This window comes from Pararobbsia alpina (assembly GCF_965118125.1).
GTDB classification, from domain to species: Bacteria; Pseudomonadota; Gammaproteobacteria; order Burkholderiales; family Burkholderiaceae; genus Pararobbsia; species Pararobbsia alpina_A.
In genome coordinates this window covers 3,870,550-3,888,740 of the sequence record NZ_OZ221287.1, presented here as the reverse complement: position 1 = coordinate 3,888,740, position 18,191 = coordinate 3,870,550, and the positions used below count along the sequence as shown (strand labels likewise).

The 18,191-nt window shown below is 62.4% G+C and carries 17 protein-coding genes; 6 read left to right on the top strand and 11 right to left on the bottom strand.

The window, feature by feature from the left end:
- Positions 1-57: 57 nt before the first annotated feature.
- Positions 58-987: an ornithine carbamoyltransferase gene (gene argF / locus ACMFWR_RS16780; protein ID WP_413192725.1), complete on the bottom strand. Its 930-nt coding sequence runs from the start codon at positions 985-987 to the stop codon at positions 58-60.
- A gap of 438 nt (positions 988-1,425) precedes the next feature.
- Here argF and ACMFWR_RS16775 point away from each other — a divergent pair, with 438 nt between their 5' ends.
- On the top strand, positions 1,426-1,794 hold the full coding sequence (locus ACMFWR_RS16775) for a DUF3579 domain-containing protein (protein WP_413192724.1): 369 nt from the start codon (positions 1,426-1,428) through the stop codon (positions 1,792-1,794).
- Between the two features lie 174 nt (positions 1,795-1,968).
- Here ACMFWR_RS16775 and rpsT read toward each other — a convergent pair whose 3' ends face one another.
- The gene (rpsT, locus tag ACMFWR_RS16770; protein WP_413192723.1) at positions 1,969-2,241 is read right to left on the bottom strand and encodes a 30S ribosomal protein S20; all 273 of its coding nucleotides are present in this window, start codon (positions 2,239-2,241) and stop codon (positions 1,969-1,971) included.
- A gap of 441 nt (positions 2,242-2,682) precedes the next feature.
- Here rpsT and murJ point away from each other — a divergent pair, with 441 nt between their 5' ends.
- Positions 2,683-4,233, top strand: coding sequence for a murein biosynthesis integral membrane protein MurJ (gene murJ / locus ACMFWR_RS16765; protein ID WP_413192722.1), 1,551 nt, complete (start codon positions 2,683-2,685; stop codon positions 4,231-4,233).
- The gene (locus tag ACMFWR_RS16760; protein ID WP_413192721.1) at positions 4,233-5,087 is read left to right on the top strand and encodes a SirB1 family protein; all 855 of its coding nucleotides are present in this window, start codon (positions 4,233-4,235) and stop codon (positions 5,085-5,087) included. The genes murJ and ACMFWR_RS16760 overlap by 1 nt, the downstream gene beginning before the upstream one ends.
- 16 nt (positions 5,088-5,103) lie before the next feature.
- Here the strand turns inward: ACMFWR_RS16760 and ACMFWR_RS16755 are convergent, their stop codons facing one another.
- The 6 genes from ACMFWR_RS16755 to lpxK all read right to left on the bottom strand — a co-directional run bounded on the left by ACMFWR_RS16755 (position 5,104) and on the right by lpxK (position 9,552).
- Complete coding sequence (locus ACMFWR_RS16755; RefSeq protein ID WP_413192720.1) at positions 5,104-5,601, bottom strand: DUF962 domain-containing protein; 498 nt, start codon at positions 5,599-5,601, stop codon at positions 5,104-5,106.
- A 289-nt stretch (positions 5,602-5,890) separates the two neighbouring features.
- The gene (locus tag ACMFWR_RS16750; RefSeq protein WP_413192719.1) at positions 5,891-6,649 is read right to left on the bottom strand and encodes a 3-hydroxyacyl-CoA dehydrogenase; all 759 of its coding nucleotides are present in this window, start codon (positions 6,647-6,649) and stop codon (positions 5,891-5,893) included.
- Positions 6,650-6,824: 175 nt separating this feature from the next.
- Positions 6,825-7,490 (bottom strand): adenylate kinase, encoded by a 666-nt coding sequence (gene adk, locus ACMFWR_RS16745; protein ID WP_413192718.1) that lies wholly within the window; start codon positions 7,488-7,490, stop codon positions 6,825-6,827.
- 31 nt (positions 7,491-7,521) lie between these two features.
- Positions 7,522-8,352, bottom strand: a complete 831-nt coding sequence (kdsB, locus tag ACMFWR_RS16740; protein WP_413192717.1) for a 3-deoxy-manno-octulosonate cytidylyltransferase — start codon at positions 8,350-8,352, stop codon at positions 7,522-7,524.
- On the bottom strand, positions 8,349-8,552 hold the full coding sequence (locus ACMFWR_RS16735) for a Trm112 family protein (protein ID WP_413192716.1): 204 nt from the start codon (positions 8,550-8,552) through the stop codon (positions 8,349-8,351). The genes kdsB and ACMFWR_RS16735 overlap by 4 nt, the downstream gene beginning before the upstream one ends.
- Complete coding sequence (gene lpxK, locus ACMFWR_RS16730; RefSeq protein WP_413192715.1) at positions 8,533-9,552, bottom strand: tetraacyldisaccharide 4'-kinase; 1,020 nt, start codon at positions 9,550-9,552, stop codon at positions 8,533-8,535. Before lpxK ends, ACMFWR_RS16735 begins: the two co-directional genes overlap by 20 nt.
- Before the next feature lie 921 nt (positions 9,553-10,473).
- On the opposite strand from lpxK, the gene xseA reads away from it, so the two are divergent.
- Positions 10,474-11,865 carry an exodeoxyribonuclease VII large subunit gene (gene xseA / locus ACMFWR_RS16725; protein WP_413192714.1) on the top strand — a complete coding sequence of 464 codons (1,392 nt, stop codon included), beginning with the start codon at positions 10,474-10,476 and terminating at the stop codon, positions 11,863-11,865.
- Between the two features lie 338 nt (positions 11,866-12,203).
- Complete coding sequence (gene sodB / locus ACMFWR_RS16720; protein WP_413192713.1) at positions 12,204-12,782, top strand: superoxide dismutase [Fe]; 579 nt, start codon at positions 12,204-12,206, stop codon at positions 12,780-12,782.
- A gap of 10 nt (positions 12,783-12,792) precedes the next feature.
- On the opposite strand, the gene ACMFWR_RS16715 is transcribed toward sodB, so the two are convergent.
- Entirely contained in the window at positions 12,793-13,065 is a 273-nt protein-coding gene (locus ACMFWR_RS16715; protein ID WP_413192712.1) for a hypothetical protein, read from the bottom strand.
- A complete protein-coding gene (locus ACMFWR_RS16710) occupies positions 13,059-15,185 on the bottom strand; it encodes a M13 family metallopeptidase (protein WP_413192711.1) in 2,127 nt (708 codons plus the stop codon). Before ACMFWR_RS16710 ends, ACMFWR_RS16715 begins: the two co-directional genes overlap by 7 nt.
- Before the next feature lie 243 nt (positions 15,186-15,428).
- On the opposite strand from ACMFWR_RS16710, the gene ACMFWR_RS16705 reads away from it, so the two are divergent.
- The gene (locus tag ACMFWR_RS16705) at positions 15,429-16,007 is read left to right on the top strand and encodes a hypothetical protein (RefSeq protein WP_413192710.1); all 579 of its coding nucleotides are present in this window, start codon (positions 15,429-15,431) and stop codon (positions 16,005-16,007) included.
- Positions 16,008-16,019: 12 nt separating this feature from the next.
- On the opposite strand, the gene ACMFWR_RS16700 is transcribed toward ACMFWR_RS16705, so the two are convergent.
- Positions 16,020-18,143 (bottom strand): M13 family metallopeptidase, encoded by a 2,124-nt coding sequence (locus ACMFWR_RS16700; protein WP_413192709.1) that lies wholly within the window; start codon positions 18,141-18,143, stop codon positions 16,020-16,022.
- Between the last annotated feature and the right edge of the window lie 48 nt (positions 18,144-18,191).

Here is an 18,191-nt window from a genome sequence, read left to right as displayed (position 1 = left end):
CGCCGGCCCGACCCATCGCGACCTTTGTTGCCTCGCCGCGGCCGTGCCCGGGCGGGATCAGTGACTGACCTTGCCCAACATCAGGAATTCCATCAACGCCTTCTGCACGTGGAGCCGGTTTTCGGCCTCGTCCCAGACGACGCTTTGCGGGCCGTCGATCACATCGGCGGTCACTTCTTCGCCCCGGTGCGCCGGCAGGCAGTGCATAAACAGCGCGTCGGGCTTCGCGCGCGCCATCATCGCCGCGTCGACGCACCAGTCAGCGAACGCCTTCTTGCGGATTTCGTTTTCCTGCTCGAAGCCCATGCTGGTCCAGACGTCGGTCGTGACCAGGTCGGCTCCGTCGCAGGCGTCGCGCGGATTGTCGACGACTTCAAAACTACCATGCGTCGCGGGGTCGACCAGTGCCTGATCGAGCGCGTAGCCCGGCGGCGTCGATAGCCGGACCTTGAAATCGAGAATGTGCGCCGCCTCGATCCATGTGTAGAGCATATTGTTCGCGTCGCCGACCCAGGCGACCGTCTTGCCCGTGATCGGACCGCGGTGCTCGAAGTACGTAAAGATGTCGGCGAGTACCTGGCAAGGGTGGTATTCGTTGGTCAGTCCGTTAATGACCGGTACCCGCGAGTTTTCGGCGAAACGGTGCAGGATGTCCTGTCCGAACGTGCGGATCATGATGATGTCGGTCATGCGCGAGATGACTTGCGCGGCATCCTCGATCGGCTCGCCGCGGCCCAGCTGGGTGTCGCGCGTGCTCATGAACACGGCATGTCCGCCCAGTTGGTGAATGCCCGCTTCGAAGGACAGCCGCGTGCGCGTTGAATTCTTTTCGAAAATCATCGCGAGCGTGCGGTCGTGCAGCGGGTGGTATGTCTCGTAATTCTTGAACTTCTGCTTGAGGATGCGCGCGCGGTCGAGCAGGTACTCGTTTTCGTCGCGGGTGAGATCCTTGAACTGCAGATAGTGCCGAATGTTTTTCTGAGCCATAAAACAAAAATCGGCGGACTGACCCGGATCTGTTGACCCGGACGGCGCCGCCGTTCGTGGAATAAGTGCCTCCAGCATAAAGGATTTCACCCGCTTTGACGAGCCGCGCGGGCACGCGTGGTGCTGAGCCGGTCGGCGCGGTCGCAGGGCTCGGGAGTATGCTCCTGACGCTGACGAGCGCGGATGCCGAGTCTGTCGTGATGGCTCAACTCTTATAGAAGACTTGGGTCAAATCCCGTGATTGCTTTGCTGCCCTGCGGTATAATTTGGCCACTTTCCGGCGCGAGGATCGAGCCGGCAAGCGTGCTGCGGACCACGCGAGCATGAGGCCGGCGAGCACGGGACGAACAATGACGCGGGCATCCGATCCTTTCACGCGATAGCGTGAGTTTTCAGTCAGAGCCGGAGCTCAGACCACCGGCCCACAAGGTATTGCAAATGGCCGACGATACTTCTTTCCCAAGAGAGTTTTTCATCCAGGGTGTGACCAAAGAGGGAAAGACCTTTCGTCCGAGCGATTGGTCGGAGCGTCTGGCCGGCGTGATGGCGGCCTTCGGCCCCGGCGCATCCGGCGCAAACGCGCGACTCAAGTACTCCACCTACGTCCGTCCCGAGATGTTCGGCAATATCAAGTGCGTGGTCGTCGATGAACGGCTGCGCGATCTCGAGCCGATGGCGTTCGACTTTGTCATGAATTTCGCTCGCGACAATAACTTGCAGGTGACGGAAGGGTGCTCGATGCCCGATCACAAGGAGGCGGTCGACGCCGCGGCCAAGGCGGGGTCTGCCGCCAAGGCGAAAGTCTGACCGACGCCGGAATCTCGATCCAGCCATCGTGTATCGGTGGTTGGGCTGCGTGGACCGGATGGAATGCTTTAGACGACAAAAAGCCCGCTTTATCGACTAAAGCGGGCTTTTTTGCGCTACAAGGGTGCTGCGACCGGACCTGGCGGCCCGGCGATCGGCAAGCGAACCGTGCGATTAAGCGGCGGTCGACAGTGCCTTGACTGCAGCAGCCAGGCGGCTCTTATGGCGAGCAGCCTTGTTCTTGTGAACGATCTTCTTGTCAGCAATGATGTCGAGCGTCTTGGCGGATGCCTTGAACACTTCGGCTGCCTTTTCCTTGTCGCCAGCGTCGATCGCCTTACGGACTGCCTTGATGGCGGTGCGCAGCTTCGAACGCAGTGCGGAATTGTGGGAATTGGCTTTAGCGGCTTGGCGAGCGCGCTTGCGTGCTTGTGCGGTGTTGGCCATGGTGTCCTCGAACGGTTCCGGCAATGCGACTGCCGGCTTCGGCCGCGGTCGCGGAAATAGGGGAATTCAGAAACGGCGGAGTATAGCAGCGAGTCACCCGCCATGGCAACCGCCACGACGTTCGCCCGAACAACAGTTTCGCCGCTGGGGGCAAAAATGCCGATTCCGGCTACCTTTTCGCGATCGCTCCGATCCTACGCGCATTCAGCAGTTCAGCCGCGTCCCGGGGCGCCCGATACAGGACAACCCGGCACAACCGGTCAGCTCGTGACCACCGGGTAACGTGAGTTCGCAAGATCGTCGCACGCGGCGTACTGACGGGGCCCGCCAACGCCTCTGCCAGCCTCCGCCGCCCTGCGCATCGGCTTTTACTGGCAGTTACGAGTTCACACCGCGCACCGGGGCGGCGGTACGGGTTCGGTCCGTATAATACGCGCCAACATGAATCTACTCCGAGCCCTCCTAACCGTCAGCGGCTTCACGCTGCTCTCACGGATCGCCGGACTCGCGCGAGAAGTGCTCATTGCCCGCACCTTCGGCGCCAGTCCTCTCACCGATGCATTCAACGTCGCTTTCCGGATCCCGAATCTGCTGCGCCGTCTGTCCGCCGAGGGCGCGTTTTCGCAGGCTTTCGTCCCCATTCTGGCCGAATTCAAGCAGCAAAAGGGGCACGACGCGACCAAGGCGCTCGTCGACTCGATGACAACGGTGCTGGCCTGGGTGCTGTCTCTGCTGTCGCTGTTGGGCATGCTCGGTGCGTCGGCTGTCGTGTTCGCGGTGGCAACCGGCCTGAAGAACGAAGGTGACGGCTTTCCGGCCGCTGTTCATATGACGCGCGTGATGTTCCCGTACATCACGCTGGTGTCGCTGACGTCGCTCGCGGCAGGCGTGCTGAATGTCTACCGCAAGTTCTCCTTGCCGGCATTCGCTCCGGTGCTGCTCAACGTGTCGTTCATTTTCGCGGCGCTGTTTGTCGCACCGCACATGCCGGTGCCGATTTACGCGCTTGCGTGGGCGGTGCTCATTGGCGGCGTGCTTCAGTTCGTCGTCCAGCTGCCGGGCCTCAGGCAGATCGACATGTTGCCGCGGATCGACCTCAACCTGATGCGTGCGCTGCGTCATCCGGGCGTCAAGCGCGTGCTGGCCAAGATGGTGCCGGCCACGTTCTCCGTGTCGGTCGCACAGATCAGCCTGATCATGAACACGAACATCGCGTCGCGGCTGGCGGCGGGCAGTGTCTCGTGGATTACTTACGCCGACCGGCTGATGGAGTTTCCGACGGCCATGCTCGGCGTTGCCCTCGGGACGATTCTGCTGCCCAGCCTGTCGAAGGCGCACAGCGATGCCGATCACAACGAATATTCGGCCTTGCTCGACTGGGGATTGCGGCTGACATTCCTGCTCGCGGCGCCCAGCGCGGTCGCGCTGTTCGTGTTCGCGAAGCCGCTCGTTTCAACGATCCTCGACTATGGCCGGTTCAATGCGCATGACGTCGAGATGGTGTCGCGCGCGCTCACGGCCTATGGCGTCGGGTTGATCGGTTTGATCGTCGTCAAGATCCTGACGCCGGGCTTCTATGCGAAACAGGACATCAAGACGCCGGTCAAGATCGCCATTGCGGTGCTCATCTTCACGCAGACCTGCAACTACGTATTCGTGCCGATCTTTGCACACGCAGGCCTGTCGCTTGCGATCGGTCTGGGTGCATGCCTGAATGGCGTGCTGCTGTACATCGGTCTCGTTCGGCGCGGCATCTACAAACCGTCGGCAGGCTGGGGCAAATTTTTGATCCAGTTGCTCGGCGCATGTCTCGTTCTGGCCGGCGTTCTGCTATGGTTGAGTCAGAGCTTCGACTGGGTGGGCCTGCGCCATACGCCGTTCATGCGCTTGTGTCTGCTCGGAGCGAGCCTCGTTGCGGTTGCCGCACTGTACTTCGGCATGCTGTGGGCAATGGGATTCAAGTACACGTTCTTCAAACGACGGGTCAGTTGATGGCGACACGCCTGCTCGAATACTTCGGCACGCTGGTGGCCGAAGATGTTGGTTTTCCGCTGACGGAAGCGGCGCTTTCGCTTGCGCAGGATGCCTATCCCGATCTCGATCTGCAGGCCACCCTTGCGTCGATCGATGAGCTGGCGTTGCGTGTCAACAAGCGTATGCCGCCCGATGCTGCCATTGCGCAGAAGTTGCAGGTCCTGAACCGGTTCTTCTTCGGCGAACTCGGTTTCGCCGCGAATCTCAACGACTACAACGATCCCGACAACAGTCACCTCAATGTGGTGATCCAGCGCCGGCGCGGGATTCCGATTTCATTGGCGGTGCTCTATCTCGAGATCAGCTCGCAGATCGGTGTGCCCGCGCGCGGTGTCTCGTTTCCCGGCCATTTTCTGCTGCGCGTCACGACGCCTGCGGGCGAGATCATGCTCGACCCGACCACGGGTGAGGCGCTTTCAGAATCGCGGCTCGTCGACATGCTCGAACCGTACGTTCGCCAGCATTCGGGTGAGTCGATCTCGAGCGTGCTGCGCGCGCTGCTGATGCCCGCGACCGATCGCGAGATCATTGCGCGCATGCTTCGCAACCTGAAGTCGATCTATCTTCAGACCGAGCGGTGGCAGCGTTTGCTCGGCGTGCAACAGCGGCTCGTGACGCTGCTGCCTGACCGGATCGAGGAACGCCGCGATCGCGGCTTCGCGTTTGCACGGCTCGATTTCTTCCGGCCCGCGGTCGAGGACCTCGAGCGTTATCTCGAGGTGCGTCCGGATGCCGAAGACGCGACGGTCGTCGAGTCACAGCTTGAAGAGTTGCGTCAGCGCACGCGCGGCGAGGGCGCCGAGGGACGGTAGCAGCAAAGCCTTCCGCTTAAGCGTGCCGCGTGTCGCCCTTGACGACGGCGTCGTGCAGACTCGGCTTATAGCCGAGTGCGAAGGCGACTTCCGCAATTAAGAAGATCGGCGCGATAAACACCTGGAACAGGTTGTCGACGAGCGCGGGTTTGCGGCCTTCGAACACGTGTCCGATCAATTGCAGAATCCATCCGCCGACGAACAGCACGCCAAACGCCATCCATCCGTGCGCCATCGTCATCTGCGCCGTCATCGAATGCGCAATGCTCAGCAGGACGCCGAACAGAATCGTCGCGGCGATGGCCAGCGGTACATCAAGCCTGAAGTAATAGAGCAGAACGGGAATCACGGCGACGTCGGCGAGCGTGAACGGCGTGTGGCCGAGCGGCAGCCATGAGAGCGACAGCATGACTCCGAGCACGATGGCCGGCACGCCGACAAAGTGCGTCGCCTTGTTCTTCGCATTGCGGTGGTATTGCTGATACACGGACATCTGCTCGGCAAGCGACTTCATGGCTGTCTCCTGTTGGCATGTTGTTTTTATTCATGTCGACGCGCCTGCATGGCGATGGACGGGGTCCGCGACACAGGACCTGCGCCATACGTTATGGCGATATGCCCTATGCCACGCCTCGCATGCACGTCCTGCGGCCGTCGAAAGATTGTAGGCGCAGGGCAGCCGCCTGCGCGTGCAGGCGGCCACGTTTGGAGGACAGCCTCGGGTCCGCGATGTGCTCCGCGTCCCGCTTCGTTGCGGACTGCGCCGCGTGCTACGCGGCTTGCCCCGCTGCTCGCAGCGTCACTTACTTCGGTTGCATCCGGATTGCGCCGTCGAGCCGGATGACTTCGCCGTTGAGCATCGTGTTCGTCAGAATGTGTTTGACGAGCATGGCGTACTCCGCCGGCTTGCCCAGGCGAGACGGAAACGGCACGCTCGCACCGAGCGCATCCTGTACCTCTTGCGGCATGCCGAGCAGCATCGGCGTTTCGAAGATGCCGGGTGCGATGGTCATGACACGAATGCCGGTGCGTGCGAGATCGCGCGCGACCGGCAATGTCATGCCGACGATGCCGCCCTTGGATGCCGCATAGGCGGCCTGTCCGATCTGACCGTCGTAAGCAGCGACCGACGCCGTGTTGACGATCACGCCGCGTTCGCCATCGTCGAGTGCGTCGAGGCGGGCCATCGCCGCGGCGGCGAGACGGATCATGTTGAACGAGCCGATCAGGTTGATCGAGATCGTCTTCGCAAAGAGTTCAAGCGAGTGCGGGCCGTCCTTGCCGACGGTCTTCGATGCCGGTGCGATGCCGGCGCAGTTCACGAGCCCACGCAACGGGCCGAGGCCTTCGGCCGCACCGACCGCGGCGATGCCATCCGATTCGCTCGTGACGTCGCAACGCACGTAGGCGCCGCCGATGTCCTTCGCGAGCGCCTCGCCTGCCTCGGCGTTGAGATCGGCGATCACGACGCGCGCGCCGTTCTCGGCGAGCAATCGCGCCGTGCCGGCGCCGAGTCCCGACGCGCCGCCGGTGACGATAAACACGTTGTCCTTGATGTGCATCCGCTTGTCTCCTGGTTTTGCGGTGTCAATGACAGGGAGCAGGGTGTGCGCCCGTCATCCTGGTGCCGGAAGAACTTGTGGTCCTGCCCGGCGTTGCGTCACGCGTGCCAACAATAAAAAAGGCGACCCGCAGGCCGCCTTGTGACGAACACGCCATGCGTGCGCGTACCTCGCTTTACTTGAGTGCGTCGAACACGCGTTGGCGAATCGCGTCGACCGCACCCGTGCCCGAGATCTTGCGATACTGCGGCGCCTTGACCGGGGCGCTGGCGTCTTCGCTCTTCGCCCAGTTCGAGTAATAGTCGACGAGCGGACGCGTCTGAGCGACGTACACATCGAGACGCTTGCGAACGGTCTCTTCCTTGTCGTCGTCGCGTTGCACGAGCGGCTCGCCGGTCACGTCGTCCTTGCCTTCCACCTTGGGCGGGTTGAACTTGACGTGATACGTGCGGCCCGATGCCGGATGCACGCGCCGGCCGCTCATGCGCACGATGATCTCGTCGAACGGCACATCGATTTCGATGACGTAGTCGATCGCCACGCCGGCCTGCTTCATCGCTTCGGCTTGCGGAATCGTGCGCGGAAAGCCGTCGAACAGATAGCCGTTCACGCAATCCGGCTCGGCAAGGCGCTCCTTGACGAGATTGATGATCAGCTCGTCGGGCACGAGTTCGCCCGCGTCCATGAAGCCCTTGGCCTTGACGCCGAGCGGCGAGCCCGCCTTGACGGCGGCGCGCAGCATATCGCCCGTCGAGATCTGCGGGATGTTGTAGTGCTCCTTGATGTAGTTGGCCTGGGTGCCCTTACCCGCGCCCGGGGCGCCCAACAGGATCAAACGCATGGTGATGTCTCCAAGAAGGTGTGAATTCTTTTTACTGGTCCGCGGCCACGAGGGCGCGGACACGTTCGAGATCGGCTTGTGTATCGACGCCAGGTGCCGGTGCGTGCTCGGTGATCAGCACGCCGATGCGTTCGCCGTGCCAGAGTGCGCGCAATTGTTCGAGCGCTTCCGCCTGTTCGATCGGCGCCTGGCTGAGCTGCGGGAATCGCCGCAGGAAACCCGCGCGATACGCATAGAGGCCAATATGGCGATAGACGGACGCCGACGATGTCGGCATCGCGGCGACCTCTGGCCAGCTTGCCTGATAGGCGTCGCGTGACCAGGGAATCGGTGCGCGCGAGAAGTACAGCGCGACGCCGCGTGCGTCCGGCACGACCTTGACGATGTTCGGATTGAAAACTTCCGCCGGGTCCGAGATCGGATGGGCAGCCGTCGCGATCGCGCAATCGGGCAGCGCGGCCAGGTGGGCCGCGACGCCGCGTACGAGCGCTGGATCGATCAGCGGCTCGTCGCCCTGCACATTGACGATGATCTGTTCGTCATCCCACCCGCGCTGCTCGACGACCTCGGACAGGCGATCGGTGCCCGTCGGATGGTCGGCGCGCGTGAGCACGGCTTCGAAGCCGGCATGTGTGACTGCGTCGAATACGGACTGCGCATCCGTTGCGACGAGCACCTGCTGCGCGCCCGCTTCCTGAGCCCGTTGCGCGACGCGCACGACCATCGGCTGTCCGCCGATATCGGCGAGCGGCTTGTCGGGCAGGCGCGTCGAAGCCAGACGCGCAGGGATGACGGCGATAAACGGCGTTGGGGTGAGTGCGTCGATGTTCGATGCGGCGCTGCCGCTCGATGCGCGGCTCATCGGTCCCCGGTGGGACCGGGCTCGACGAGAGTGCCTTCGACGGTCTGGCGCGCTTCGCCAACGAGCATGACGGGGATGCCGTCGCGGATCGGGTACGCGAGTTTGTCGACGCTGCAGATCAGCTCCTGCGCGGAGCGGTCGTGCGTCAGAGGTCCCTTGCAAAGCGGGCAGACTAGGATTTCAAGCAGGCGTGCGTCCACGAAGTTTCTCCACAACAAGCGCAATGAGGCGCGGGTTCAGCACCGCTTCGACCGGGACTGCCCAGAGCCGGTCATCGCGCCAGGCGGTGCATTTTACCGCATCCTTTTCAGTGATCAGGACCGCATCGACGTCGTCATCGCCGAACGGGTTCGAATCGAAACGGTAATGATCGGGCAGGGCACGTGTCGATGGGGTAATCCCCTGTGCGCGCAATGTCGCGAAAAACCGCTCGGGTGCGCCAATGCCGGCCGACGCGAGCACGCGCGAATGGGCGAACTGCGACAGCGGCCGGCGCAGCGCGGGGTTGGCGACGTTCCACGCGTCGCCCGGTGCGAGCGTCAATGCGAACGTTTGAGGCCACGGCGGCAGCGCCCGGTCATAGGGATTGTTGACCAGCGTCGCGTCGCGCTTGCGCGACAGCGGTTCACGTAACGGACCCGCCGGCAACAAAAACCCGTTGCCGCCGAGGCGATGGTCGAAGACGACGATCTCGGCGTCGCGGCCGAGCCGATAGTGTTGCAGTCCGTCATCGCTGATGATGACATCGACTTCCGGATGGGCCTCGCGCAGCGTACGCGCCGCACGGACGCGATCGGGATGGACCACGACGGGTGCTGCGCTGCGGCGGCGTATCAGCAAGGGCTCGTCGCCGACGTCGGCCGCACTGGATCCAGTGTGCACGTCGACGGGCTCTGCGACCTTCGCGCCATAGCCGCGCGACACGATGCCCGGCGTCCATCCTGCTTCGCGCAACGCGTGCGCGAGTGCGATCACGGTGGGTGTCTTGCCGGTGCCGCCGACCGTGACGTTGCCGACTACCACCACCGGCACGCCAACGCGCTCGACCCGGCGCAGACCGAGTGCGAAGCTCATGCGGCGCGACGCCGCGACGGCGCCGAACACGAGCGACAGCGGCCAGAGCAGCCACGCGAGCCACCCGCGCTGTTGCCACGCTCGCGTGATGAAGAGTTCGGCCTGAGCCGATCGGGTTGACTTCAAAATGAGTTCAGGACGGGGTCGCGGGGCGGGTCAGGGGCACGAATTGTTAGTGTTCACGTCTCATATCGGCTGATCGACGCCGGGCGGATTGCGCTGTGTCTGCCCGCAGCGGGATCGATTGGCCGAAAACGCAAGCGCGGACACAGCGGGGTCGAGCACCTGTTTTTTGCATCTTTTGTACGAATTACAGCCGTGCGGCCCGCCACTTTAGCCTGCCGCGCGGACCGGGACAAGGTTGTTCACACCCGCCCAGGCCCTTTGGGCGGGCCTCAGCGCTATCCCCAGTTGCTGTGGATAACTTTGTGAAGAACTTTGCGAAAACCGTCATAAGTCATTCATACGGCAAGAATTGCGGTGCTCTGCCACGTTTTGAGGCGAACCGGTAAAGCTCGCCGCCGAACGCATGATTTTGCGGCGGCCTGCGCTTGACATTTCGCGCAAACCCCTGTCGCACAAGGCTCGCAGCGGACCGGGCGATATTCCCTGGCACGGCAGAAATTGCCGGAAAGCCACGGCTGGCGCGGGTTTCAATGTGCGCTACCGCACATTTCTCAGACAAGAAGTGGGCAATCGAACCCTATGTGGATAGCTTTCCAGGCCTTCACCGAAACACGGTTGCGGGTCCATCGTTTGCGAGCGGAAATAGTTTGCGCGGGCAAGGATTGAGGGGATTTCGCGGACTCGCGGCGTATGCAGGGTTTGTGCCCGGATCGGCTCCCAAGCCGCCACTGATCCTCCCTGATCCCGCCCCGATCCCGCGTCAGGTCGGGGCACCGATTCTGCGAGAGACCCGGCGCCGGCGTGGGGGTGTTCGTCAGATCGGGCGCGATGTCGGGTAAGCTTGTGGCCCCCGCAGACGTCATGCGCGCAATTCGTGGGCGATTGCCGAGCCCAATAACATGCGCCTCACTTTAGCGCCCGATGAATCGAGATACTGACTGGCCGGATTCGCCAGCTCCCGACATGCCGATGAGCGGCGGCGAACTCGTGCTGCCCGTGTCGGCGCTCAATCGCGCGATTGCCAATGTGCTCGAACGCGCCTTCCCGCTGGCCTGGATTTCAGGCGAGGTGTCCAACTTCACGCGCGCGGCGAGCGGCCATTGGTATTTCTCGATCAAGGACGCCGGCGCTCAGATCCGCTGTGTGATGTTCCGCGGTCGCGCGCAGTACGCTGACTTCATTCCGCGTGAGGGCGACAAGATCGAGGTGCGCGCGCTCGTCGCGATGTACGAGCCGCGCGGCGAACTGCAGCTCAATGTCGAGCAGGTGCGACGCACGGGACAGGGCCGGCTGTTCGAGGCCTTTCTCAAGCTCAAGAAGCAGCTCGAGTCGGAGGGATTGTTCGATGCGGATCGCAAGCGCGCATTGCCGCCGCATCCGCGCGCGATCGGCGTCGTCACGTCGCTGGCCGCGGCCGCGTTGCGCGACGTGCTGACGACGATCGTTCGCCGGGCGCCCCATGTACCCGTGATCGTGTATCCGGCACCGGTTCAGGGCGTCGACTCGGCGGCGCGGCTGCGCGAGATGGTCGAACTCGCGGGCCAGCGTGCCGAGGTCGATGTCCTGATCGTGTGTCGCGGCGGCGGTTCGATCGAGGATCTCTGGTCGTTTAATGACGAGGCCCTTGCGCGAACGATCGCGTCCTCGCCGATTCCCGTCGTGAGCGGCGTGGGCCACGAGACCGATTTCACGATTGCCGATTTCGCGGCCGACTTGCGCGCGCCGACGCCGACTGGCGCGGCAGAGCTCGTGAGTCCCCAGCGCGCCTTGTTGCTGCGCGATCTGTCGCAGCACCACGGTCAGCTTGCACGTGCGTTCGAGCGCGGCATCGAGCGCAGGGCGCAGCAGGTTGACTGGCTTGCGCGCCGCCTCGTGAGCCCGGCTGAGCGGCTCGCACGACAACGTCAGCATATCGATCAGCTCGCCGCGCGCCTCGCCGGCGCCGCTGCGAGGACGACGCAAAATGCGCATGCGCGGTTTGCGCTGCTTGAGATGCGCTGGCGCCGTCATCGCCCTGACGCGGAAGCCGGCCTGAAGCGCATCGATCAGGCGAGCGCACGGTTGACGCAAGCCTTCGAGCGCGGTCACGAACGCCGGATCGCCCGAGTGCGCGAGCTGGCCGCGCGCACGGAATTGCTGAGTCCGCGACGCACCCTCGAACGCGGCTATGCCGCGGTGCTCGACGCAAAAGGGCACGCAGTGCGCAGCCCGGCCGCGCTCGAGCGCGGCCGTCGCGTGACAGTGCATCTGGCCGACGGCTCGGCTGACATCGGCATTGCCGACGTGCAGCCGCGCCTCGATGCCGAGTTTTGAAGCGGGAGCCGTCATGCGCTCAGTCATGAACTCCGTTGTGCACTTAGTCATGCACCGGGTCACGAACGCGCGCATACACGCAGTCATGAAGCCTTCATTCACGGAGTTCAATTTCGTGAGCGTCGACATGAACGGCCCTGTCATCCAGCATTCATCCCGACGAGCGCCCGGCCTATGCCGGATCCGCCATCTGCCGAGGCCCTCCGCCGGGCATGAAAATCGCGGACACCCTTCATGAAGCGCGATCGCCTACAATCACAAGTCGCGCTTCATGCCGAGCATCAACGGTAGTCTCCGCCCAGTTTTTTCAAGTCCCCCCTACAACAGGAAGAAACACCATGGAACATACGTTGCCGCCGCTGCCCTATGCCAAGAATGCACTCGCGCCGCACATCTCGGAAGAGACGCTCGAGTTCCACTATGGCAAGCACCATCAAACCTATGTGACCAACCTCAACAAGCTGATCCCGGGCACCGAGTTCGAGAATCTGCCGCTTGAAGAGATCGTCAAGAAGTCGTCGGGCGGCGTGTTCAACAACGCAGCCCAGATCTGGAATCACACGTTCTTCTGGAACAGCCTGAAGCCGGGCGGCAGCCAGCCGTCGGGCAAGCTCGCCGACGCGATCAATGCCAAGTACGGTTCGTACGACAAGTTCAAGGAAGAGTTCACGAAGGTCGCCATCGGCACGTTCGGTTCGGGTTGGGCCTGGCTCGTCAAGAAGACGGACGGTTCGCTCGACATCGTTTCGACGAGCAACGCGGCCACGCCGCTGACCACGGACTCGAAGCCGCTGCTGACGCTCGACGTCTGGGAACATGCGTACTACATCGACTACCGCAACGCGCGTCCGAAGTTCGTCGAAGCGTTCTGGAACATCGTGAACTGGGACTTCGCTGCGCAGAATTTCGGCGGCTAAGTATTGGCCGCTAAGTTTCGGCGGCTAAAGATGTGATGCGACGTGCGGCGGATCCGCCGCGCGTCGTTGCAAGGCATGAAGAAAGCCCTCCTGCTGCGAACTGCATTCCCACAGTCCGGATGTCGATCCGGGCCTTGGGAGGGCGGTTCGGCCGGAGGGCTTCTGTTTTTTGCAGGTGGCGTATCGAGATGTCGACCGCTTTGAGGGCGTTGCCACAGCAATGCAGAAAATATCGAATGGCCGGCCTGCGCATCGCGCCGTAGCCGGCCTTGCCGATCACCACATGATCACGCGATCCTTCGGTGCGAGGTACAGCGCGTCGCCCGGCTTGACGCCGAACGCGTTGTAGAACCCGGGCTGATTGCGCACCGGTCCTTCGACGCGGAATTCGAACGGCGAGTGCGGGTCCGATTTGATCTGCGCGATCACGGCCGCATCACGCGATTTGCCGCGCCAGACCTGTGCGAACCCATAGTAGAAGCGCTGCTCGCCGGTCATGCCGTCGATCACTGGCGAGGGTTTGTCGTGCAGCGACAGCTCATACGCCTTGTAGGCGACCGCCAGACCCGAGTTGTCCGCAATGTTTTCGCCGAGCGTCAGCGAGCCGTTGACGTGATAACCCTCGACCGGCGAGAACGCGTCGTATTGAGCGACCAGCCGGTGTGTCATGGCCTCGAATTGCTTGTGATCTTCAGGCGTCCACCAGTCGCGCAGGTTGCCGTCGCCATCGTATTGCGCGCCTTGATCGTCGAAACCGTGGCTGATCTCATGACCGATCACCGCGCCAATCGCACCATAGTTGACGGCATCATCGGCATCCGCATGGAAGAACGGCGGCTGCATGATCGCCGCCGGGAAGACGATCTCGTTCTTTTCGGGGTCGTAGTAGGCATTGACCGTCTGAGGCGTCATCTGCCACTCGGTCCGATCGACCGGCTTGCCAAGCTTGTTGATGTCATACGCATGCGCAAACGCCGACGTGCGCATGATGTTGCCGATCAGGTCGTCGCGTCGGATCACGATCGACGAATAGTCACGCCATTTCGACGGATAGCCGATCTTGACCGTCAGCTTGCCGAGCTTGGCGAGCGCCTGCTTGCGCGTTTCGGGCCCCATCCAGGTCAGGGTCGACATGCTGTGGCGATAGGCCGCAAGCAGATTGGTCACGAGCGCGTCGAGCCGTGCCTTGCGCTCGGGCGGGAAGTACTGCGCGACGTACGCTTGCCCGAGGTCTTCGCCGATCGAGCCGCTTACCAGGCTCACGCCGCGTTTCCAGCGCGCGCGGTCTTCCGGTTGTCCCTGGATCACCGTGCCGTAGAACGCAAAGTGCGCCTGATCGAAGGCCTTCGGCAATGAACCCGCGAAGCCGTTGATCAGTTTCCAGCGCAGATACACTTTGATGTCGTTGACCGGCGTCTGCGTGAGCAGGGCGTCGAGCGCGCTCACGTACGTGGGCTGACCGACGATGACGGAGTCGACTTTGCCGGCAAAGCCCGCTGCGTCGGCGTACGCCGGCCAGTCGAACGACGGTGACAACTTGGCGAGCTCCGCCATCGACACCTTGTTATAGGCCTTGACGGGGTCGCGCAGCGTGACCTTGTCCCACTGGATTTTCGCGAGCGCCGTTTCGAATGCGAGCACCTTGGGCGCTTCGGCGGCTGCATTCGCATCGCCCGAGAGTGTCATCAGGTGTTCGATGTATGCGACGTACTTCGCGCGCACGTCTGTGAAGCGCTTGTCGTCGAGCTGGAGGTAGTAGTCGCGATCCGGCAGGCTGGTGCCGCCTTGCTGAATATCGACGATGTAGCGCGTCGCGTCGCGATTGTCCTGGTGAATGTCAATGTGCACGGGCGTGCCGATGCCGAGCGTGCTCAGGTGCCCGAATTCGCTGGCGACGTCAGTGGGCGTGCGCATCGCGTCAATGCGTGCGAGTTCGGCGTCGAGCGGGTGAATCCCGAGCTTTTCGATCGTCGCTTCGTCCATGAAGCTCGCGTACAGATCGCCGATGCGTTGGGTCGACGTACCGGCGGCCGCGTGGGTCGAGGCATCGGCCTCGATGATGGTGTGCAGCTGCTCCTCGGTCGTGTCCCGAACGATGTTGAAACTGCCGAACGAGCTGCGGTCTGCCGGGATTTGAGTCGTGCTCAGCCACGCGCCATTCACCGCGCGGAAGAAATCGTCCTGAGGACGCACGGCGTGATCGAAATACTGTCGATCAATTCCCGAGCCCAACGTGGCGGTGTGTCGCGACGCGGCGCCGGAGGCGTTCTCGGCGATCGCGTTTGCAGGCGCAGCGCTCGCATGTCCGGATACAACTGCGGATACGAGGGCAGAAAGCAAAAGTGCGGCGGTCGTACTGGATTTGAGTGAAACCAAAGCAGATCCTCGTAGTGGCGATGACATCCTGCGCAAGCTTACCTGAGCGCGTCGATATCGAATCATCGCGACTTCGCGAGGGGCCAATCGCTCCAATCGTTCATGTCTCGCGCAGCCCAAAACCGTGTTCAAGCGCGTGTTTTGCCGCGTAGCCGTTCGCAAGCTTACGTTGGCTTACGAGTCGCAACTCTTGACGCGCACCCATGTCACGCTTGAGCCATGGTCCTGGTCAAAAGACCGGCGCCAATCACCGTCTCACGAGGATTGGATATGAAATTCGCAAAGACATGCGTGCTCTGCGCCGTGTGCAGCCTGAGCGTGCCGACACTCTCGTTCGCCGCTGAAACACAGGGTTCGACGAGCGTACCCAACACCGCAATGCAGATCGCCGCCGATTCACACGCGGCATTCTCCGATGCTGCATCGTCCGGCGCCGTATCGGCGGACAGCCGTGTGGCCGCCGACTCGCCAGTCGCTTCGAACGGCGTACCGGGGCATCCCATGTTGCACGATGGACCGCCCCTCATGACGCCAGGGGCGGGAATGCCAGGGCCGCGCCCGTTTGGCGGACGACCCGATGGTCCGCCTGAGCTCCATGCGGCGATCGAGACGATAGACGAGATCGAAGGTCTCTATATCGATACGGGCCGGGCCGGCGAGTTGCCTGCTTTCTATCGAAGTGTGCTGTCAAAGACGCACGATCCGATGCTGCGCAACCTGGTGATGCATCGTCTCGCCGATGCGCAGCTCAAGCCTGCGCATGCGGACGAGGCCATTGCCACACTGCACGATGCGCTGGACGAAACGCTTGCACGTCTGGATGCGATGGCGCCGGCGGCCAGGCGTTAAGTCCGCGGATCGTCACCACAACGAGAACCGCTGGTCGGGCGCCAGGTATAGCTTGTCGGTCGGCTTGACGCCGAACGCGTCGTAAAAGCCTTGCTGGTTGCGCACGGTCCCGTTGACGCGGAACGGGGCCGGCGAGTGCGTGTCGGACTTGATGTATTGAATCATCGCGGCGTCGGTCATCTTGCTCCGGTGCAGTTGCGCGAAGCCGTGATAAAAGCGCTGCTCACCGGTGAGTCCGTCGATCACAGCGGGCGTCTTTTTGCCGAGTGAAATCTTGTAGGCGTGATAAGCGGCATCCAGGCCCGCGCTCTCGGCGATGTTTTCCGACAAGGTTCTCGCGCCGTCGATGTGATAGCCGGGCAGAGGGGAATAGGCGTTGAATTGATCCTCAAGCCGTCGGGTCCTTGTCCGGTACTGCGTACGATCAGCCTCTGTCCACCAGTTGCGCTGGTTGCCGTTCGCGTCACGTTGTGAGCCGTCAACATCGAAGGCATGCGATATCTCATGGCCCATGACGAGGCCGAGGCCGCTGTAGTTGATCGCATCGTCAGCGTCGGGATAGAAAAACGGAGGCTGCATCATGCCCGCTGCCATGATGACCTGGTTGGTGCCTGTCGAATAGTGTGCGCTGACCTCAAAGGCATCGACTTGCCATTGATTCTTGTCGACCGGTCGATCGAGTTGGGCAATGCGATGATTGTAGTTTTCGCGTTGTGCCCGCTCGACATTGCCGAAGAGATCGTCGCGCGCGATCACGAGCTTCGAATAGTCGATGAGCGAGGATGTGCTGTCGGGGGCACCGAGGTGTGCCGTCATCTTTTCGAGCTTGAGCAGCGCATGCTGGCGCGTCTGCGGCTCCATCCAGCTGGCGTGCGCGATACGCTCCGCATAGGCTTGTTTCAAGTTGCTGAACATCGCCTGGACATAGGCCTTCTGATTTCGCGTGAAGTGCCGCTTGCCGTATTCGACGCCCGCTTCATCGAGGATATTCTCCGTCACGGCTTTGACGCCTCGCGACGAACGCGATGACGGTTCGGTCTGTCCGGACAGCACTTTGGCGAAGAACGCAAAATGGGCGTCTTCGAAAGACGTGTTCAGATACTGCGCCCGGGCAGTGGCGTAGTGATACCTGAGGTAAGTCTTGATCGTGTCGATCGATGTGCGTGCAAGCAGGCTGTCAAGCGATGCCATCTCGTTGGGATTCGCGATGTACATGGCGTTGGCCCGGCCCGCTATCCCTGCTGCCGCCCAATAGGCGGACCAGTTGAAATGCGGTGCGAACGCTTCGATCTCGGAAAACGAGTAGGTATTGTCGCTGCGTGTGGCAATGGCGGTTCCACTCGACTGCGCCGTCCCGGAACGGGCGACTGCGATCGCACGCTCGAATTCGACGATACGCTGCGCGTTGCGGCGCGCGTCGGCATCTCCCGATAGTTCAAGGATCCGTGCGACATAGTCCGACAAGCGCGCGCGAACTTCGACGGAATGTGCGTCCTGGTCGAGATACGTCGCGTCGTCTACCGTCGTTCCGAATGAAATGAAATTCAGGATGTGATGCTTCGTGTCGCGGCGATCCGGCGAGATCCAGAAACTGAAGACGGTCTGCACGTCGACGGATTCGAGGTAGGCCAGTACTTTCGCGACATCGTCCACTCCGTGAATCGCATTAATACGCTCGAACGTGGAATCGAGCGGCGACTTGCCAAGTGCGGCGAGACGAGCTTCGTCCATATAGCTCGCATAGAAGTCGCCTAGCCGCTGCATCGGCGTGCCGGCCGGCGCGGAGGAAGCCGCCGCACCTTCCAGCATCTCGAGCATGAGGCGCTGGGACCGGGCTTCGGCGTCCTGCCGATAGCCGATCGAACTTCGATTGGCGGGTATAGGCGTCTTGTCGATCCAACGGCCATTCGTTGCGCGATACAGATCGTCCTGAGGGCGGATCGATCGGTCGAACCACTGCTGCTCGATGCCGGATTGCGAGGCCGCCGAGGTGGGTTTGGCGCCGAGTACGCATTGGGCTTGCGAACCGCACAACGCAATCGTCAATGCGGCCAGGCCAACCAGTTTTAGCGCGCGGGTCTTTACTACTGCGGTCTTTGTTTCACGGGTCGTCGTGTTTCGGGGCGTTGTGCTCATGGGACAGGCATCCTCGTCGAAAGGCGTGTGCCGCGGCGACCTTTCCGA